We start from the raw sequence: 16,878 nt of genomic DNA on the forward strand, positions 1-16,878 counted from the left end.
GCGCGCGGAGTCTTGTGGTGGACATGCCGGGGACACACGTAGTCTGACGGGGTGCCACAGTTCGCGTACTGGATCCTGAAGGTCATCGACTGGGCCGCCGTGCCCGTCGCGGTCTTCGCGCTCGTCCATGCGCTGATGCAGCGGCCGGATGCCTACTCGGCCGCCGAGCGCCTCACCAAGCCCGCCTGGGTGGGCATCACAGCGGGGGCCACGGCGGCGCAGTTCCTGTTCAGCTTCGCGGGCACGGGCTGGATCTTCTGGATGGCGAGCCTGGTCGCGGCCCTGGTCTACATCGTGGATGTCCGCCCCCGACTGATCGAGGTGCAGCGCGGCCAGCGGTGGTGATTTCCCGGGCGTACGGCTCGGGTGACCCACGCACGGTGGTCGTGCCCGGGTTGGGTGCCACCGCCGGGGAGGCGCGGATTCCCGCGTCCGGGTTGCCGGGTACACGGATCGTGCTGACCCTGCCGGGTCATGTGGACGCTCCACCCGCCCCGGCGGAGTACTGGACCTATCCCTCGATCGCGGCCGACATCGCACCCGTCGTGCGCACTGCCCGCCGGGCGATCGGGGTGTCGCTCGGCGCGGGCGCACTCTGCGCGCTCGTTGCCGACGAACCGGACATCCTGGACCGACTGGTGCTGATGCTGCCCGCTGTGTTGGCGAAACCGCGGCCGACCGGGGCAGCCGCGGTCGTGCTGGACATGGCCGCGGCGGCCGACAGCGGTGATCGCGACCGGCTGCGTGCCCTGGTCGCCGAGACGTCCCCGGTCGGACCGGCGGCCTACATCGAGGAACGCACCACCGCGCTGCTGCGGCTGGGACCGGCGTTGCGGGCCGCGTCCGGCCAGCTTGCCGTCACCGATCCGGTGACGCTCGACCGGGTGACCGCCGACGTGCTCGTCATCGCCGCGACCGGGGACCGGCTGCACCCGTCCGAGGTGGCCGAGGAGGTGGCGGCCGCCTTCCCCCGCGCCCGACTGGCGCGCTTCGACTCCGCCGCCCCGCTCGTTACCCACCGCGATGACGTGCGCGTTCTGGTGCGGGACTTCCTCGATCATGAACGGCGCTAACATCGGGTCGGTGACCTGGACAATCGCCGGAAGCCTCACCGTTCTGCCCGCCGCCGACCACCCCGAACTGCTCGCCGATCCCGTGGTCAAGGCGCTCGCCGACCTGGACGCGAGCCGGATCGGTGTCGCGGAGATCGACCCGGGGCTCGCCGACACCGCCGCCTTCTGCGAGCACTACGGCTCCTCGTTGAGCGCCTCCGCCAACTGCGTGGTCGTGCTCGGCAAACGCGGCGGCGAGGAACGGCTGGCCGCCTGCCTGGTACTGGCCACCACCCGCGCGGACGTGAACGGCGTGCTGCGCAAGCAGATGGACGTCCGCAAGGCCTCCTTCGCGCCCATGGACCGGGCGGTGAGCGACAGCGGTATGGCCTACGGCGGCATTACCCCCATCGGGCTGCCCGCCGAATGGCCGCTCTACATCGACGCCGCGGTCGCGGCCGCGCCGGAGTTGGTGATCGGCAGCGGAATCCGCGGCAGCAAGTTGCTGGTTCCCGGTGATCTCATGGCCGCGCTCCCGGGCGCCACGGTGGTCGAGGGTCTCGCGCGTTGACCACCCGCCGATAGACCGAACGAGCGTCCTTTGCCCCGACGATCGTCGGGTTGACGCCACATTCCCTGTTCCGCTTCGCATTCCTGTGCTTGCATACGCCCCGTGGGCGGGTAAGGAGGGGCACGGAAGTGACTACACAGACCGAGATCGATGGAATAGCCGTCGAGCGGGGGACGATCCGGGTCGGCGTCGTTGACGACGAACCGATGGCGCGCTCGTTCGTGACCAAGATCCTCGGAGCGGCGGCCGACGTGGAGGTCGTCGCCGAGGGGGCGGACGGTGCCGAGGCCCTGGAGCTGGTGCGCACCAGGGAGCTCGACGTACTGCTGCTTGACCTGCGCATGCCGCGCATGGACGGGCTCGACACGCTCCGCGAGCTGCGGAGACAGCCGCGGGTACCCGCGGTGGTGGTGTTGACGACCTTCCACGCCGACCAGGCCGTGGCCACCGCGCTGCGGCTCGGTGCGAAAGGTTTCCTGCTCAAGCACATCGAGCCTGCGGAGCTGGTGCGCGCGGTGCGGGTGGCGGCCAACGGCGGCGCGGTCCTCGATCCGACGCTGACCAACGACCTGATGGGCCACCTGGCCACGCACCACCTGGACCGGATCGGCGCGGCCGCCGAGGTGGCGCGGCTGTCGGCCCGGTTGCGGGACGTGCTGCGGCTGGTGGGCCTTGGCCGCAGCAACGGCGAGATCGCCGAGGAACTGCGGCTCTCCGACTCGACCGTGCGGGGTTATGTGTCGGAGATCCTGGCCGCGACCGGGTGCGCCAACCGGGTGACCGCGGCCGTGCTGGCCCAACGCGCCGGTCTACTGGACTGACGCGTAGGAGATCAGGAACTCGACCGCTTCCGCGGTGTCGTCGGTGATCAGTATCCACCGTTCGGCAGGACGCCCGGCCGCGAGCTTGCGCACCAATGGCGCGGCCGGGACGTCCTCGGTCCAGAACCGGGTGCCGAGGAATATCATCGGCGCCGCCGGACCGACCGAACCGTAGTGGTTCTGCGTGTAATCCTGGAATACTTCCTGCACCGTCCCGGCGCTGCCCGGGGTATAGACGATCCCGCCCGTGGCCACGGTCAGCAGACCTTCCTCGCGGACGGAGTTGGCGAAGTACTTCGCGTGCAACTCGCAGAACGGGTTCGGCGGTTCGTGACCGTAGAACCAGGTCGGTATGCCAATCGTGCGGGCGGTCGGGTGGGCGGGCAGGTCCACCGCGAGGCCCGCGGCGAGCCAGCGGCCGATCTCGGCGGCGTCCACGGTCGCGCCACTGGCGAACCGGGGCGCCGCCGCCAGCCCGGCCAGCACGTCGTCCACTGTGGACCTATCGGTGAGCCGGACCCCCAGCGGCACGGCCTCCATCGCACCCGGGCCACCGCCGGTCAGCACGGTGAAACCCGCCTTGCCCAGCAGCACGCCGAGCTCCACCGCGTCCCGGTACCCGGCGGAGTCGCGGGTCAGCGCGTGGCCGCCCATCACCGCCACCGGCAGGCCGGTGAGCACCTCGTTCAACGCCTCGGTGATGCCGTGGTCGTGCAGCCGCTCGGCCAGCGCGTGCAACGGGTCCGGCCGCGCGCCCCGGGCGCGGGTGTGCTGGTAGATCCGCGCGTCCGGTGTGTCCGCATAGGACTCTGGGCGTGCCGGGTCGAAACCCGCGAACAGCTCCGCGCAGGTGTAGAGGCGTGACCGGTACACATCGTGCGGTAGACCGGGCACGATCGGGAACAACAGGGCACCCGCCGCGTGCGCGCGTCGCTGGGTCTCCGGGCGGAGTGTGCAGCCCAGGAAGAGCGCGCCGTCCAGGGCAGTGCGCAGCAACTGGTCGACCTCGGGATCGGTGAGATCCAGGCTGATCAGCGTCACCCGGATCAGGTCCCGGCCCGCGGCCCGGTGACGGCGCAGCATGTCCACATCGGTGATCTCGATCCGCACGTCGGTAGCCTACGGAGACCCGGTCGCCGACGTACGGAGAACCATGAACCAGGTGCAGGCGCTCGCCGAGCGCACCATCGCCGCCCCGGTCGAGCGGGTCCGGGCCGCGGTCGCCGACTACGTTGGCGTGCGCGCGCGGATCCTCAGCCCGCACTACGGCGAGTACGAGGTGCGGTCGGGCGGGATCGGCGCGGGCACCGTCGTGCACTGGCGGCTCCAGGCCACCAGCAAGCGGGTGCGGGACTGCCTCATCGAGGTGAGTGAACCCACGCCGGGCAGCCTGGTCGAGACCGACCGCAACTCGACGCTCATCACGACCTGGACGGTCGAGGGCAACCAGAACACCTCGACCGTGCGCGTGGCCACCACCTGGGAAGGCGCCAACGGCATCGGCGGGTTCTTCGAGCGGCTGTTCGCCCCGGCCGGTCTCAAGCGCATCCACGACCAGGTGCTGGCGAACCTGGCCAGGGAGCTCTAGCTTGAGTTTTAACCTCTGAGCTGCTGGGTGAGACCCTGGTTGATCATGAGTGAAGCCCTTGGTTGATTCTTCTTCTTGCGACAGACGAAGATCGAGACCAAGGGCTTCAGTTGATCAGTGTGCACCATGCTCACGGCACGAGCGTGTCCGGGGAGTTGTCCGGGTTGCGGCAGGAGTTCTACCGATGCCTGCTCACACGCGCGGACGCGTTGTTCGAGCTGACAGACGCGGTGTTGTGCGCGGACGGGCCGGTGCGGTCGGTCGCTGAGCTGTCGCTGGCGGGTGAGCATCGTCGTGGTCATGGCAGCGGCTATGCCGCGCTGGCCCAGGGGCGGATCGACGTCGACCGGTTACGCACCGCGCTCACCGCGGTGTCACTGCCGCGTGCCGCTGACGGGCGGTTGGTGCTGGCGGTGGACGTGACCTGCTGGCTGCGTCCGGAAGCGCACACCTGTCCGCAGCGGATCCTGTGTCACACCTACGGCCGGGGCAAGGACCAGCACATGATGGTGCCGGGCTGGCCCTACTCGGTCGTCGTCGCACTGGAAACCGGGCGCGGTTCGTGGACTGCGCCGCTGGACGCGGTCCGCCTCGCACCCGGCGACAATACCGCGAGCGTGACCGCCCGGCAGATCCGCGACGTGGTGGTCCGCCTGATGACCGCCGGGCATTGGCGGCCGGGAGACCCGGACATCCTGCTGGTCGCCGACGCCGGCTACGACGGACCCCGGCTGGCCCACGTCCTGGCCGACCTGCCGATCACTGTGCTGGTCCGGATGCGCTCCGACCGGGTCCTGCACCGCCCGGTCCCACTACAGCCGCCCGGCACGATGGGCAGGCCCCGCCGCCACGGCGGCGAGTTCGCTTTCGGCGACCAGGCCACCTGGGGCACACCGGATATCACCATCGAGACCACGACCCGGCTTTATGGTCCCGCGCTGATCCGGGTCTGGGACCGGCTGCACCCCAGGTTGACCCACCGCATCGCCTGGGCCGACCACGACGGGACCCTGCCCATCCTGGAAGGCACCGTGATCCGACTCGATGTCGAGCGCCTGCCCTCGGGCGCGATCCCGAAACCCGTGTGGCTCTGGCACTGTCGCACCGGCCTGGACCAGGCCGAGGTCGATCTGGCCTGGCAGGCGTTCCTGCGCCGCTTCGACATCGAGCACACCTTCCGCATGCTCAAGCAGACCCTCGGCTGGACCACCCCGAAACTGCGCTCACCCGAGGCCGCGGACCGCTGGACCTGGCTGCTGATCACCGCCTACACCCAACTCCGCCTCGCCCGCGACCTCACCGAAGACCTGCGCCGGCCTTGGGAGAAACCACGATCAGCCCAGCGACTGAGCCCGGCACGAGTCCGCCGGGGGTTTCGGAACCTACGCTCGCGACTCACCTGCCCGGCCGCCGTCCCGAAACCCTCACGCCCAGGCCCAGGACGTCCCGCTGGAACACCCAACCACCGGCCCGCCACACGACACGACGTCCACCCCGTCACCAGCACCAACAAACAGAAGACCAAGCGCGGCAACAAGAAGACATCCAACAATCCACAGCCCCGCCGAACAGGTTAAAACTCAAGCTAGGCGCTGTCCTGTAAGTCCGGCACGCGCTATCCGCGCCCGCGCGGCCTCTGGCCGCACGGGCGGAAAGCCCAAGTACAACCCGGTACGTGCGGCTTCCCGCCCGCACGCCCAGAGGCCACGCGGATCACGGATCTCGCGCACCAGACTTACAGGACAGCGCCTAGAGCAGGGGCGTGGTGGGCGGCAGGCCGCACAGGGCGCGGCCGTAGTGCTCGATGCCGGTGTTCGGCAGCATCGACGCGTGCGTGGACAGCGCCTGCACGTCCCGCGCCACCTGCTGGATCGGCATCCGCTCGCCGATACCGGTCGCGCCCGCCGCGTTGCGCAGCATTTCGACGGCCTCCGTGCAGAGCCGGACCGCGTAGCTGATCAGGCCCCACACCCTGGGCTTGTCCTCGGGCCCGTACGGCGCGCCGGTCTCCCGGCGGTCCTGCATCAGCGCGGCGGCCTGGTAGGACAGTGCCTCGGCGGCGTCGATCTTCATCCGGGCCTCGGCGGTGACCTGGTGGGTGATCGGCGCCTCGCGGTGCGACGGGTATCCGGTGTAGGCGATCGGGCCGCGCTCGGGCAGCCGGTCCACGTGCAGCTCGTAGGCGTGCTTGGCCATGCCGATCAGCGAACCGGCGGCGCTGGTGAGCAGGTAGGGCAGCAGCGGGGCGTGGTAGAGGCCGGATTCGGCGTTGCGGGCGCTCGCCGGGTTCTGGCTGAGCACGCGCGCCATCGACAGCGCCTTCACGGTGGGGACGAAGATGTCCGTGCCGCACATCGTGTTGCTGCCCGAACCCTGCAGGCCGCTGACGAACCAGTCGTCCTCGACACTCAGCTCGCGGGTGGGGATGACGAAGTGCATGACCTCGGGCTCGTCGCCCGCCAGCACCGCGGGCTGGACGCACCAGGTGGCGTCGAGGCAGCCGCTGTTGAACGGCCAGCGCCCGGAGACCAGGTAGCCGCCGTCGGTGCGCACGGCCCGGCCCGCCGGGATCAGCGTGGCGCAGTGGAAGGCCTCGGGGTCGGCGAAGACCTCGTCCTGGACCTCGTCGGGGAACAGCGACAGCAGGAAGACCGTGTCCGTGTAGATCGTGCTCACCCAGGCGGTCGAACCGCAGCCGCGGGCGACCTCGATATACGCCGCCAGTTTGGTCCGGATATCGGATTCGGCACCACCGAACGCACGGGGCAGGGCGATTGTGGCGAGGCCCGCTTCGCGAAGTGCTTTCAAGTTCTCCGCCGGGACGCGACGCTCCCTGGCACAGCGCTCCGCGTTCGTCCGCAGCAGCGGGACCAGGTCGGCGGCCCGCCGGACGAGCTCGACGGAGGCCTGCTCGGGGTGGCCGGGGATGTGCGTCACGACGGTGCCTCCGAAAAACAATTCCCCAGTCGGCCATTTTTCGGCAACACCATCCCACAGCGATTCCGGGAAAAGGCTGGACCGCGGTGGATCGCACCCGAATGCAGTCCGGCGGACACCCGTGGTGATCACGGACCGGCGGCGGCTGCGCCGATCAGGGGGTGGGTCGGCCGACCACCCGCGGGAAAGATGACCGCACGCGTCGAGGTGCCTGGGTGGACCGGCCTGGACTGGCCTGGCCCGCCTGGGCGATGACGTGCGGCAGCAGCCGGGTGGCCAGGCCGCGGCGGGCGCACCGCGCGGCCACAGCACCATGCTGATGGCCGCGAGGTCGCCGCTACGGGTCAGGATCGCCGAGGCGACAAGGTCGCCTGCGGTGTCGGCCAGGCCGTAGCCCTGGCCGACGTGCAGCGGGGACTCCCACTTGCGGTCTTCACGCCCACTCCCGGTCGTCCGCCCGCGCGATGCGGGCGGGCACGTCGGCAGTGGACAGCGGAACAGGTCGCACCTCTCGTACATCCCCAGTGGTCACACCGCAGATGGTCGCGCCGGTTTGCCTTGCGCGGCAACCGAATTTGCCGCCATAGCGCTCGCGAGGGGTGTTCGTCAAACGGCTATCCCCACCCCATCGTGGCACTGACAGCGCAACCAGGGTCGGCCTACTGTGGCGGCATCGCACCAGAGAGGAACCTGTTATGTGGCAACCACTCCGTCGCACCGGAGGGACCGGCCGTCGCCCTCGGCCGATCCCGTTCCGGGGGCTAGAAGACGACGGTCTTGTTGCCGTGCAGCAGGATCCGGCTCTCCAGGTGCGCCCGCAGACCGCGGGCGAGCACCACCTTCTCGATGTCCCGGCCCTTGCGGACCATGTCGGCAACGGCGTCGCGGTGGCCGACCCGGATCACGTCCTGCTCCACGATCGGACCCTGGTCCAGCTCGGCGGTCACGTAGTGGCAGGTGGCGCCGATCAGCTTGACCCCGCGCTTGTGGGCCTGGTGGTACGGCCGCGCCCCGACGAAGGAAGGAAGGAAGCTGTGGTGGATGTTCAGCGCTCGCCCCGCCCACTCCACGCACAGCTCCGCGGGCACCACCTGCATGAACCGGGCCAGCACGATCGCGTCCGGGGAACAGGCGTCCACCAGCTGGCGCAGCTGGGCGAAGGCCGCCGCCTTGCCCTCCGCGTCGGCGGCCGGGAACGGCACGTGGTGGAACGGGATGCCGTGCGCGCGGGTGATCCCGGCGAGGTCGTTGTGGTTGCCGATCACGGCCCGCACGTCCACGTCCAACTCGCCACTGTGCACCCGGCCGAGCAGGTCGTAGAGGCAGTGCCCCTCCTTGGACACCAGGATCACCACCCGGCGCCGCACCCCGGTGTCGATGACGCTCCAGTCCGATATGGGGCTCAGCTCCGCGGCCACCCGACCGAACCGCTCGCGCAGCTCGTCCATGCCGAAGGGCAGCGAGTCGGCGCGCACCTCCTGGCGGGTGAAGAACCAGTTGGTCTCCTGGTCGGTGTGGTAGGCCGCCTCGACGATCCACCCGCCCGCCTCGGCCAGGAACCCGGCGATCCGGGCGACGACACCCGTGCGGTCCGGGCAGCCCAGCCTGATCACATAACGACGCTCGTTCGACACCCGCCAATCCTCGCAGCCCCTGTCCACTCGACCGTCCATCCGGGCACGTCGGGTGGCTCGGCCCGGCTCGTTCGGCCGCTCACGCGGTCGATTCTGGACCGGGTGCGCGGTGCGGTGGCGGGCGGCGCGCGGGTTCGTCAACGGGTGTGGACGCGGTGTCGACTGTCGGGTTCGCCGTCGGGCCGGGAGATCTGCAGCTCTCCCGGGCCTCTGGTCGGTCGCGTGCGGACCTCGATCCCGGTCCGGCCTGACCCGGTCCGGCTACGTCAGGCGGGTGCGGGCGTATTCGGCGATGGCGGCGCGCAGGAACTCGGCCAGCCTCGGGTCGGTCTTGTCGAGGTTGGTCCGGAACCGCGGGTCGTCGGCGTAGAGGTTGCCCAGGCCCGGGTACGAGGCGCGGTCCGGGGTCCAGAAGTTCCGGATCCAGTGGTAGTGGCCGTCGATGGTGTCCTGCACCGGGGCGTCGGCCGCGGCGCGGCCAGCGTCGAGGTGCGCGACCAGCTCGTCGAGGATGGCCGTCCACTCCTGGCCCTGGGAGCGCCACCAGCCGCCGTCCTTGTCGGCGACGCCCTCCTGGGCGGCGTCGACCCGGTCGGCGCCCCAGCGCTGCCGGGCCTCCTCACGGAGCTGGTCCTGGGTGGCCGCGTCGAAACCGTCGAACCAGTGCGCGGCGGACTTGCCGGTCATCGTCCTGTCTCCTTCCACATCGGTGATCGTCCGGGACACGGTGGCGGCCAGGCGGTCGAAACGGTCGCGCTCGGCCAGCAGCCAGCGGTGGTGCGTGCGCAGCACCGTCACCTCGTCGCGGCCCTCGCGCACGATCTCGGCGATGGCCTCCAGGCCAAGACCGAGCTCGCGCAGCACGAGGATGTGCTGCAACCGCAGCAGCTGCTCCCGCTCGTAGTAGCGGTACCCGTTGGCGCCCACGTGCGCGGGCGGCAGCAGGCCGATGTCGTCGTAGTGCCGCAGCGTCCGCGAGGTCACCTTGGACATCCGCGCCACCTGTGCCGTCGACCAGGCCATCGTCGCCTCTCCCACCTGGGCTTTCGTGTCCCGGGAACAACGGTAGAAGTTGACGCGGCGGAAGAGTCAAGCGTTCGGCGCGACTGCCGCCCAGGAGAGCGTCAGCTCGCCGAGGCGCCAGCGGCGGCGGTCGTCGAGCACCGGCCAGCCCTCGGCCGCCAGCAGCCGGGCCGACTCCACCCACCGGGCGCGCGGGCCGAACGGGGCGAACGGGGCCGCGGTCGCCCAACAGGCGTCCAGCGCGCACAGCAGCTCGTGCACCGGTTCGCCCGGGACGTTGCGGTGGATCAGCGCCTTGGGCAGCCGCTCGGCCAGATCGGACGGCCGGTCGATGCCCGCGGGCAGGCAGGACAGGGTGAACGTGCGCGGGCCCTCCGCGTCGAGCAGCACCCAGGAGCACCGCCTGCCGATCTCGTCGCAGGTGCCCTCGACCAGCAGGCCGCCCGGGGCCAGGCGCGCCAGCATGGTCGCCCAGGAGCGCGCGGCCTCGTCCTCCGGGTACTGGCGCAGCACGTTGAACGCGCGCAGCAGCACCGGGCGGGTGCCCGCGAGCTCGAAGCCGCCGCGGCGGAAGTCGAGCGCGGGCGGGTCGGCCGCGGGTTTGGCCGCCTCGACCCGCTCGGGGTCGATCTCCAGGCCGAGTACGCGCACGTCCGGCGCCACCGCGCGCAGGCGGGTGGCCAGCTCCACGGTGGTCACCGGGGTGGCGCCGTAGCCGAGGTCGACCACCAGCGGGTCCTGGCCCGTCAGCGCCGCGCGCACGGTGGACGAGCCGACCAGCCAGCGGTCGACCCGGCGCAGCCGGTTCGGGTTGGTGGTGCCGCGGGTGGGCGCGCCGAGCGCGCGGGCCCGACCCGCGGCCAGGCGTGGGGTGCGGGCCACGCGGTCAGTACTCGGCGGCGAACGCGGCCTCGTTGGCCAGCAGCGTGCGCACCTGCTCGGCGATCACGGACTCGATCTTGCCGCCGACCAGCGGGATGCGGACTTTCACCTCGGCGTCCGTGCGCAGCTCGCTGCCCGCCGCGGTGTCCGCCAGCCGATAGCGGCCGCGGATCTCGCCGGGGACGCCCGCCACCGCGGCCGCGGTGGTGCCGACGAACTCGTCGCCGTGCGGGCGCCAGGTCTCCGAGCGCTCCACCACCAGATCGCCCTTGACCAGGCCGCGGACCACCGAGGGCAGCTTGGCGGCGGGGATGCCCTGGCGCAGGGTGTAGCCGACCGTGGTGCCGTCGGTGGTGTATGCGACCAGGGCCGCGTCCTGGCCGCCGAGGGCGCGCAGCCGCTCGCGCAGGAAACCCTGGTCGACCAGTCGGGCGTGCACGGTGGCGGCCGGGGCGGGGAATCCCGCGCGGTGCTCGATACGGCTGGTCATGCGCGGGAGGTTACCGTTGGCGCCCGTGACCAGCCTCCCCCTCGGTGCCGACGTCCGCGGCGGCGTCCCGCTCAGCGGATACACGACCCTGCGGCTCGGCGGGCCCGCCGCCCGATTCGTCTCGGCGGGGACCGCCGCCGAGGTAGTCGACGCGGTGCGGGCCGCCGACCGGGACGGCGGTCCGCTGCTCGTCCTCGGGGGCGGCTCCAACCTGGTGGTCGGCGATCTCGGCTTCGACGGCACGGTCGTGCTGGTCGCCAACCACGGCAGCAAGATCGACTGCACGGTGCCGGGACGGGTCCAGCTCACCGTGGAGGCGGGCGAGGACTGGGACACCGTGGTCGCGGGCACCGTCGAGGCCGGGCTGGGCGGGCTGGAGTGCCTGTCCGGCATCCCCGGGCTGGTCGGCGCGACCCCGGTGCAGAACGTCGGCGCCTACGGCGTCGAGGTGGCCCAGGTGCTGGTGTCGGTCGACCTGCTGGACCGGGCCACCGGCGAGGTGCGCACGCTGCGCGCCGACGAGCTCGGGCTGGGTTACCGGACCAGCGTGCTCAAGGGCACCGACCGGGCCGTGGTGCTGCGCGCGCGGTTCGAGCTGGTCGACGACGGGCTGTCGGCGCCGATCCGGTACACCGAGCTGGCCCGCGCGCTGGGGGTGCGGCAGGAGGAGCGGGTGCCGGTCGCCGAGGCCCGGGCCGCGGTGCTGGACCTGCGCCGGGGCAAGGGGATGGTGCTCGACCCGGCCGACCACGACACCTGGAGCGCGGGGTCGTTCTTCACCAACCCGGTGGTCGCCGACGCGGCGGCCGGGGAGATCCTGGAGCGGATCGCCCACGCGGTCGGGGCCGACACGCCGGTGCCGCGCTACCCGGCGGGTCCGGGCGCGTCCAAGCTGTCGGCGGCCTGGCTGATCGAGCGCGCCGGGTTCGCCAAGGGCTACACCCGGGGGCGGGCCGCGTTGTCCGACAAGCACACGCTGGCGCTCACCAACCGGGGCGGGGCCACCACCGCGGACCTGCTCGCGCTGGCGCTGGAGGTCCGCGACGGTGTGCTGGCCGCGTTCGGGGTCGAGTTGCGCCCCGAACCGGTGCTGGTCAACTGCTCGCTGAACTGACCCGGTGGGCGCGCGACGCGGAAGCCTGGGCGCGCGGCTTGAGCACGATCTGGTCCAGGTTCACGTGCGCGGGCCGGGTCACCGCAAACGCGATCACCTCGGCTACATCGTCCGCGGTCAGCGGCTGCAGGCCGGTGTACACGCCGGACGCCCGCTCGGCGTCGCCCTCGAAGCGGGTCAGCGCGAACTCGGTCTCGACCATGCCCGGCAGGATCTCGGTGAACCGCACCGGCTCGCCCAGCAGCTCGCCGCGGAGCGTGCGGTGCAGGGCGGACTGGGCGTGCTTGGCGGCGGTGTAGCCCGCGCCGCCGTCGTAGATCTCGATGGCCGCGATCGAGGTGACGGTGACCACGTGCCCGTCGCCGGACGCGATCAGCTTCGGCAGCAGCGCCTTGGTCATCCGCAGCGTGCCGAGCACGTTGGCCTCGTACATCCAGCGCCAGCGCTCCTCGACCGCCGCGTCCACGCGGTCCAGGCCCTGGGCGCCGCCTGCGTTGTTCACCAGCACGTGGCACTCTGGGACCCGGTCGGTGAACGCCTGGACCGAGGCAGGGTCCGTGACGTCCAGTTCGACCGCCACGCCGCCGACCTCCTCGGCGACCTCGGCCAGCCGGTCGAGTCTGCGGGCGCCGAGCACGACGCCGAACCCGGCCGCCGACAGGTGCCGGGCGGTCGCCGCCCCGATGCCCGAACTCGCTCCGGTCACTACCGCGATGGGGTTGTCCACGGCACCGATCCTCCCCGCCGGGGGTGCGGCGGCGGGCGGTGGGACCCTATGAGCACGGTCACATCCGACGAGTTCGCGGCCCGACGCACCCCACCCCGGGCCCATACGTCCTAGTCGGTGGGGGAAGATTTGACACGGGAGGTTCCACGGTGAGATCTACGGCTTCGCCCGTTCGCAAGCGCGGTCTGATCGGTCTGTTGTGCCTGGTCCTCGCGCTGCTCGCGGCCTGTACCTCGGAGACCTCCGGCAGCGGCGGGCCGTCCGGGAGCGGCGGCGGGGGCGCGGGCGGCGGCGGGCAGTCGGACGCCCCGCCGGTGGCCAAGCTGGCCGTGAGCCTGGCCGCGAACGCCGCCGACGTGCCGCCCGGTGACCCGGTCAAGATCACCGTCACGGACGGCACCATCGACACGGTCGACCTGCTCACCCCCGACGGCAAGGCGGTCAAGGGCGCGGTCGCGGGCGACAAGCTGAGCTGGACCTCCAGCGAGGTGCTCGGCTACGCCAAGACCTACAACTACACCGCATCGGCGACCGGCACGGACGGCAAGAAGGCGGAGCTGAAGGGCTCGTTCAGCACGCTCAAGCCCGCCAAGACGCCGCGCGCCACGATCAACCCGGCGGACAACGCCACGGTCGGCGTCGGCATGCCGATCAGCGTCAAGTTCCCCGAGGGCAAGGTCACCGACAAGGCCGCGGTGGAGAAGGTGCTGGCGGTGCAGACCTCCACCAAGGTCGAGGGTGCCTGGGCCTGGCTGAACGACCAGCAGGTGGACTGGCGGCCCAAGGAGTACTGGCCCGCCAACACCAAGGTCACCGTGACCGCCAAGCTGTACGGCCTGGCCTACGGCGGCGGCGCCTACGGCAAGGCCGACCTGAGCAGCACCTTCACCATCGGCCGCAACCAGGTGGTCAAGGTCAACACCCCGGACCACAAGATGAACGTCTACCGGGACGGCTCGCTGTACGCGAGCTATCCGTCGAGCAACGGCGCGGACGACAACCCGGACCGGAACACGCCCAACGGCACGCTGATCGTGATGGAGAAGGACCCGATCGGCGACTTCTCGAACCCGAAGTACGGCTACACCAACGTGATGAAGAAGTGGGCCGTGCGGATCTCCAACCACGGCGAGTTCATCCACGAGAACAACGACAACCGGGCCAACATCGGCAAGGCCAACACCTCGCACGGCTGCGTGAACCTGCTGGAGGCCGACGCCAAGGCCTACTTCGACAGCGCGCTGATCGGCGACCCGGTGGAGATCACCGGTTCGAAGGCGACCATGCCGACCACCTCGGACGTGTACGACTGGCTGCTCTCGTGGGGGCAGTGGCAGAAGATGTCGGCCATCAAGTGACCTCGGGCCGGGCCCGGCTCCGCGGTGCGGGCGGTGCGTGCCTTTCGGTGCGCACCGCGGGGGACCCGGCCCGACCGCCCATCGTCCTCGTGCACGGCTGGGCGCAGTCCGGCGGCTGTTGGGCGGCCCAGTTCGACGATCCGGAGCTGTGCCGGGCGCACCACCTGATCGCGTTCGACCTTCGCGGGCACGGTGACTCGGACATCCCGGCGGACGGCTACGGGGACGCCGCGGTATGGGCCGACGATCTCGCGGCCGTGCTGGCGTTCGCGGGCGCGCCCGCGGTCGTCGTCGGCTGGTCCTACGGCGGCCTGGTGATCACCGACTACCTCCGCGCGCACGGCGACGCGGGCCTGGCGGGGCTCGTGCTGGTCGGCGCGCTCACCGAGATCGGCCGCGACCGGCCCGGCGCCCGGATCGGCCCGGCCATGCGCGCGGCACTGCCCGCAGCGCTGTCCGAGGACCCGGCGGTGGCCGTGCCCGCTGTTGTCTCCCTCACAACGGCGATGGCCGCCGAGCCGCTGCCCGGCCCCGTGGTGCAACGCTGGGCGGGCACGGTGCTGGGGGTGCCGCCGCACGTCCGCAGGGCCCTGTTCAGGCGGGACGCGTCGAGCGCCGAGGTGCTGGCGGGCATCTCGGTCCCGACCGCCGTCGTGCACGGGACCGCCGACGCCGTGGTCGACTCGTCCGCCGCCGAGTACGCGCTGGGGAAGATTCCGGGGGCCACGGCGCGTTGGTTCCCAGGGGTCGGGCACGTGCCCTTCGCCGAACGGGTGGACGAGTTCAACGGGGTGCTCCGCGAATCCGCGGAGGTGCGGAGGGGGTGAACCGGGGTGGTTCCCAGGTTGCTTGGGCGTCCACGCAGGGTCGCGGTGCTGTCGGTGCACACATCCCCGTTGGAACAGCCCGGGACCGGGGACGCGGGCGGGATGAACGTCTACATCACCGAGACCGCCACCCGGATGGCCCGGCGCGGGATCGCCGTTGAGGTGTTCACCCGGGCCACCGCCTCCTACCTGCCACCGGTGGCCGAGCTGGCGCCCGGGGTGCAGGTGCGGCATGTGTCCGCTGGGCCGTTCGAGGGGTTGCAGCGCGCGGAGCTGCCCAGCCAGCTGTGCGCGTTCACCGCGGGCGTGCTGCGCGCGGAGGCCCGGCACGAGCCAGGCCACTACGACCTGGTGCACTCGCACTACTGGCTGTCCGGGCAGGTCGGCTGGCTGACCAGGGAACGCTGGGGGGTGCCGCTGGTGCACTCCGCGCACACCCTGGCCAAGGTCAAGAACGCCGCGCTGGCGGTCGGGGACGCTCCGGAACCGCGGGTGCGGGTGATCGGCGAGCAGCAGGTGGTGGACGAGGCCGACCAGCTGATCGCGAACACCGAGGTGGAGGCCGGGCAGCTGGTCGAGCTGTACGCGGCGACGCCGGAGAAGGTGCGGACCATCGCCCCCGGGGTCGACCTGGACCGCTTCCGGCCGGGTGACCGGCAGGCCGCACGGGCCCGGCTGGGCCTGCCGCCTGCCGCGACCGTGATCGCGTTCGTCGGCCGCATCCAGCCGCTCAAGGCACCGGACGTGCTGCTGCGCGCGGCGGCCGAGCTGCTGGCGCGCGGCACCATCGCCCGGGACCGGCTGGTGGTGCTGGTCGCGGGCGGGCCGTCGGGCTCCGGGCTGGACCAGCCCGCCGCGCTGCAGGAGCTGGCCGCGTCGCTGGGCATCACCGATGTGGTGCGGTTCCTGCCGCCGCAGGCCGGGGAGGCGCTGGCCACCGTGTACCGGGCCGCCGACCTGGTGGCGGTGCCCAGCCACAACGAGAGCTTCGGCCTGGTCGCGCTGGAGGCGCAGGCCTGCGGCACGCCGGTGGTGGCCGCGGCGGTGGGCGGGCTGCCGGTGGCCGTCGCCGACCGGGTGTCCGGTCTGCTGGTCGACGGGCACGCCACCCCGGACTGGGCGGACGCGCTCGGCTCGCTGGTCACCGCGCCGGGCCGGGTGGCCGAGCTGGCGGTCGGCGCGGTGCGGCACGCCCGGGAGTTCTCCTGGGATCGCACCACGGACGCGCTGATCGCCGCCTACGTGGAGGCCGGGCACGCGCTGCGTTACTCCCTGCCGCGTGCTGGAGTGGCGGTGTGACCCTCCCGGACTCCCTCGACCAGGTGATCGCCGCGACGCTCGACGAGCGCGAGCTGCGCTACGACCACCCCGCGCCGGGCCGGTTCCTGGTGACCCTGCCCGGCACCAAGAAGCAGCAGACCAACTGCTGGCTGATCGTCGGCAACCACGCGCTGTCGGTGGAGGCGTTCGTCTGCCGCAGGCCGGACGAGGCGCACGAGGAGGTCTACCGCTTCCTGCTGCGCCGCAACGCCCGCCTCTACGGGGTGCACTACACGATCGACAGCCTCGGCGACATCCACCTGGTCGGCCGGGTCAGCCACGCCGCGGTGACCCCCGACGAGCTGGACCGGTTGCTCGGGCAGGTGCTGGAGGCGGCCGATGGCGACTTCAACACCCTGTTGGAGATCGGCTTCGCCACCGCGATCCGCCGGGAATGGGACTGGCGCACCTCGCGCGGCGAGTCGCTCGCCAACCTTCAGGCCTTCACCCACCTGCTGGAACCGGATCGGCAACGGCCCCGTGTCGCAGGCGAGTCCGACTCGTGATCGTCCGCGCCGCAACGGCCTGATCCGC

General features: G+C 71.8%; 19 protein-coding genes. 11 read left to right on the forward strand and 8 right to left on the reverse strand.

Annotation, left to right across the window (positions count from 1 at the left end):
* Window positions 1–51 precede the first annotated feature (51 nt).
* The 4 genes from C503_RS0124090 to C503_RS0124105 all read left to right on the forward strand — a co-directional run bounded on the left by C503_RS0124090 (window position 52) and on the right by C503_RS0124105 (window position 2,444).
* The gene (locus tag C503_RS0124090; protein ID WP_018684796.1) at window positions 52–345 is read left to right on the forward strand and encodes a DUF2516 family protein; all 294 of its coding nucleotides are present in this window, start codon (window positions 52–54) and stop codon (window positions 343–345) included.
* A complete protein-coding gene (locus C503_RS0124095; protein WP_018684797.1) occupies window positions 339–1,073 on the forward strand; it encodes an alpha/beta fold hydrolase in 735 nt (244 codons plus the stop codon). The genes C503_RS0124090 and C503_RS0124095 overlap by 7 nt, the downstream gene beginning before the upstream one ends.
* The gene (locus C503_RS0124100) at window positions 1,060–1,623 is read left to right on the forward strand and encodes a YbaK/EbsC family protein (protein WP_018684798.1); all 564 of its coding nucleotides are present in this window, start codon (window positions 1,060–1,062) and stop codon (window positions 1,621–1,623) included. Before C503_RS0124095 ends, C503_RS0124100 begins: the two co-directional genes overlap by 14 nt.
* 128 nt (window positions 1,624–1,751) lie before the next feature.
* Window positions 1,752–2,444 carry a response regulator gene (locus C503_RS0124105; RefSeq protein ID WP_018684799.1) on the forward strand — a complete coding sequence of 231 codons (693 nt, stop codon included), beginning with the start codon at window positions 1,752–1,754 and terminating at the stop codon, window positions 2,442–2,444.
* Here the strand turns inward: C503_RS0124105 and C503_RS0124110 are convergent.
* Window positions 2,433–3,554, reverse strand: a complete 1,122-nt coding sequence (locus C503_RS0124110) for an LOG family protein (protein WP_018684800.1) — start codon at window positions 3,552–3,554, stop codon at window positions 2,433–2,435. The two genes, C503_RS0124105 and C503_RS0124110, sit on opposite strands and share 12 nt — an antisense overlap.
* Before the next feature lie 43 nt (window positions 3,555–3,597).
* Between C503_RS0124110 and C503_RS0124115 the strand changes: the two genes are divergently transcribed.
* Both C503_RS0124115 and C503_RS0124120 read left to right on the forward strand, forming a co-directional pair.
* Window positions 3,598–4,032: an SRPBCC family protein gene (locus tag C503_RS0124115; protein WP_018684801.1), complete on the forward strand. Its 435-nt coding sequence runs from the start codon at window positions 3,598–3,600 to the stop codon at window positions 4,030–4,032.
* A 143-nt stretch (window positions 4,033–4,175) separates the two neighbouring features.
* Window positions 4,176–5,609, forward strand: a complete 1,434-nt coding sequence (locus tag C503_RS0124120; RefSeq protein WP_018684802.1) for an NF041680 family putative transposase — start codon at window positions 4,176–4,178, stop codon at window positions 5,607–5,609.
* Window positions 5,610–5,781: 172 nt separating this feature from the next.
* Here C503_RS0124120 and C503_RS0124125 read toward each other — a convergent pair whose 3' ends face one another.
* The 6 genes from C503_RS0124125 to C503_RS0124145 all read right to left on the reverse strand — a co-directional run bounded on the left by C503_RS0124125 (window position 5,782) and on the right by C503_RS0124145 (window position 10,998).
* A complete protein-coding gene (locus C503_RS0124125) occupies window positions 5,782–6,969 on the reverse strand; it encodes an acyl-CoA dehydrogenase family protein (RefSeq protein ID WP_018684803.1) in 1,188 nt (395 codons plus the stop codon).
* Between the two features lie 154 nt (window positions 6,970–7,123).
* On the reverse strand, window positions 7,124–7,276 hold the full coding sequence (locus tag C503_RS48045; RefSeq protein ID WP_245572574.1) for a hypothetical protein: 153 nt from the start codon (window positions 7,274–7,276) through the stop codon (window positions 7,124–7,126).
* 454 nt (window positions 7,277–7,730) lie between these two features.
* Window positions 7,731–8,603, reverse strand: coding sequence for a formyltetrahydrofolate deformylase (gene purU, locus C503_RS0124130; protein ID WP_245572575.1), 873 nt, complete (start codon window positions 8,601–8,603; stop codon window positions 7,731–7,733).
* Window positions 8,604–8,864: 261 nt separating this feature from the next.
* Window positions 8,865–9,626, reverse strand: coding sequence for a MerR family transcriptional regulator (locus C503_RS0124135; RefSeq protein ID WP_018684805.1), 762 nt, complete (start codon window positions 9,624–9,626; stop codon window positions 8,865–8,867).
* A gap of 66 nt (window positions 9,627–9,692) precedes the next feature.
* On the reverse strand, window positions 9,693–10,508 hold the full coding sequence (locus tag C503_RS0124140; protein WP_018684806.1) for a hypothetical protein: 816 nt from the start codon (window positions 10,506–10,508) through the stop codon (window positions 9,693–9,695).
* A gap of 4 nt (window positions 10,509–10,512) precedes the next feature.
* Complete coding sequence (locus tag C503_RS0124145; protein WP_018684807.1) at window positions 10,513–10,998, reverse strand: DUF2505 domain-containing protein; 486 nt, start codon at window positions 10,996–10,998, stop codon at window positions 10,513–10,515.
* A 25-nt stretch (window positions 10,999–11,023) separates the two neighbouring features.
* Here C503_RS0124145 and C503_RS0124150 point away from each other — a divergent pair, with 25 nt between their 5' ends.
* On the forward strand, window positions 11,024–12,112 hold the full coding sequence (locus tag C503_RS0124150; RefSeq protein WP_018684808.1) for a UDP-N-acetylmuramate dehydrogenase: 1,089 nt from the start codon (window positions 11,024–11,026) through the stop codon (window positions 12,110–12,112).
* Here C503_RS0124150 and C503_RS0124155 read toward each other — a convergent pair.
* Window positions 12,093–12,839: an SDR family NAD(P)-dependent oxidoreductase gene (locus C503_RS0124155; protein WP_018684809.1), complete on the reverse strand. Its 747-nt coding sequence runs from the start codon at window positions 12,837–12,839 to the stop codon at window positions 12,093–12,095. The two genes, C503_RS0124150 and C503_RS0124155, sit on opposite strands and share 20 nt — an antisense overlap.
* 185 nt (window positions 12,840–13,024) lie before the next feature.
* Here C503_RS0124155 and C503_RS0124160 point away from each other — a divergent pair, with 185 nt between their 5' ends.
* Genes C503_RS0124160 through C503_RS0124175 form a run of 4 tightly spaced genes read left to right on the forward strand, consistent with a single transcriptional unit; the run spans window position 13,025 to window position 16,850 of the window.
* Window positions 13,025–14,197 carry a L,D-transpeptidase gene (locus tag C503_RS0124160; protein WP_026316647.1) on the forward strand — a complete coding sequence of 391 codons (1,173 nt, stop codon included), beginning with the start codon at window positions 13,025–13,027 and terminating at the stop codon, window positions 14,195–14,197.
* Window positions 14,198–14,244: 47 nt separating this feature from the next.
* Window positions 14,245–15,024 (forward strand): alpha/beta fold hydrolase, encoded by a 780-nt coding sequence (locus C503_RS0124165; protein ID WP_018684811.1) that lies wholly within the window; start codon window positions 14,245–14,247, stop codon window positions 15,022–15,024.
* Window positions 15,025–15,030: 6 nt separating this feature from the next.
* Window positions 15,031–16,323, forward strand: a complete 1,293-nt coding sequence (gene mshA, locus C503_RS0124170; protein WP_033400983.1) for a D-inositol-3-phosphate glycosyltransferase — start codon at window positions 15,031–15,033, stop codon at window positions 16,321–16,323.
* Complete coding sequence (locus C503_RS0124175; protein ID WP_018684813.1) at window positions 16,320–16,850, forward strand: type III secretion system chaperone family protein; 531 nt, start codon at window positions 16,320–16,322, stop codon at window positions 16,848–16,850. The genes mshA and C503_RS0124175 overlap by 4 nt, the downstream gene beginning before the upstream one ends.
* Window positions 16,851–16,878 lie beyond the last annotated feature (28 nt).

Origin of the sequence: Actinokineospora enzanensis DSM 44649, from assembly GCF_000374445.1 — a bacterium.
GTDB classification, from domain to species: Bacteria; Actinomycetota; Actinomycetes; order Mycobacteriales; family Pseudonocardiaceae; genus Actinokineospora; species Actinokineospora enzanensis.

What these genes read in the sequence shown, in the direction of transcription:
- C503_RS0124100 (WP_018684798.1), top strand. Translation starts at nt 1,060, where the DNA reads ATGAACGGCGCTAACATCGGGTCGGTGACCTGGACAATCGCCGGAAGC.
- C503_RS0124115 (WP_018684801.1), top strand. Translation starts at nt 3,598, where the DNA reads ATGAACCAGGTGCAGGCGCTCGCCGAGCGCACCATCGCCGCCCCGGTC.
- C503_RS0124135 (WP_018684805.1), bottom strand. Translation starts at nt 9,626, where the DNA reads ATGGCCTGGTCGACGGCACAGGTGGCGCGGATGTCCAAGGTGACCTCG.
- C503_RS0124145 (WP_018684807.1), bottom strand. Translation starts at nt 10,998, where the DNA reads ATGACCAGCCGTATCGAGCACCGCGCGGGATTCCCCGCCCCGGCCGCC.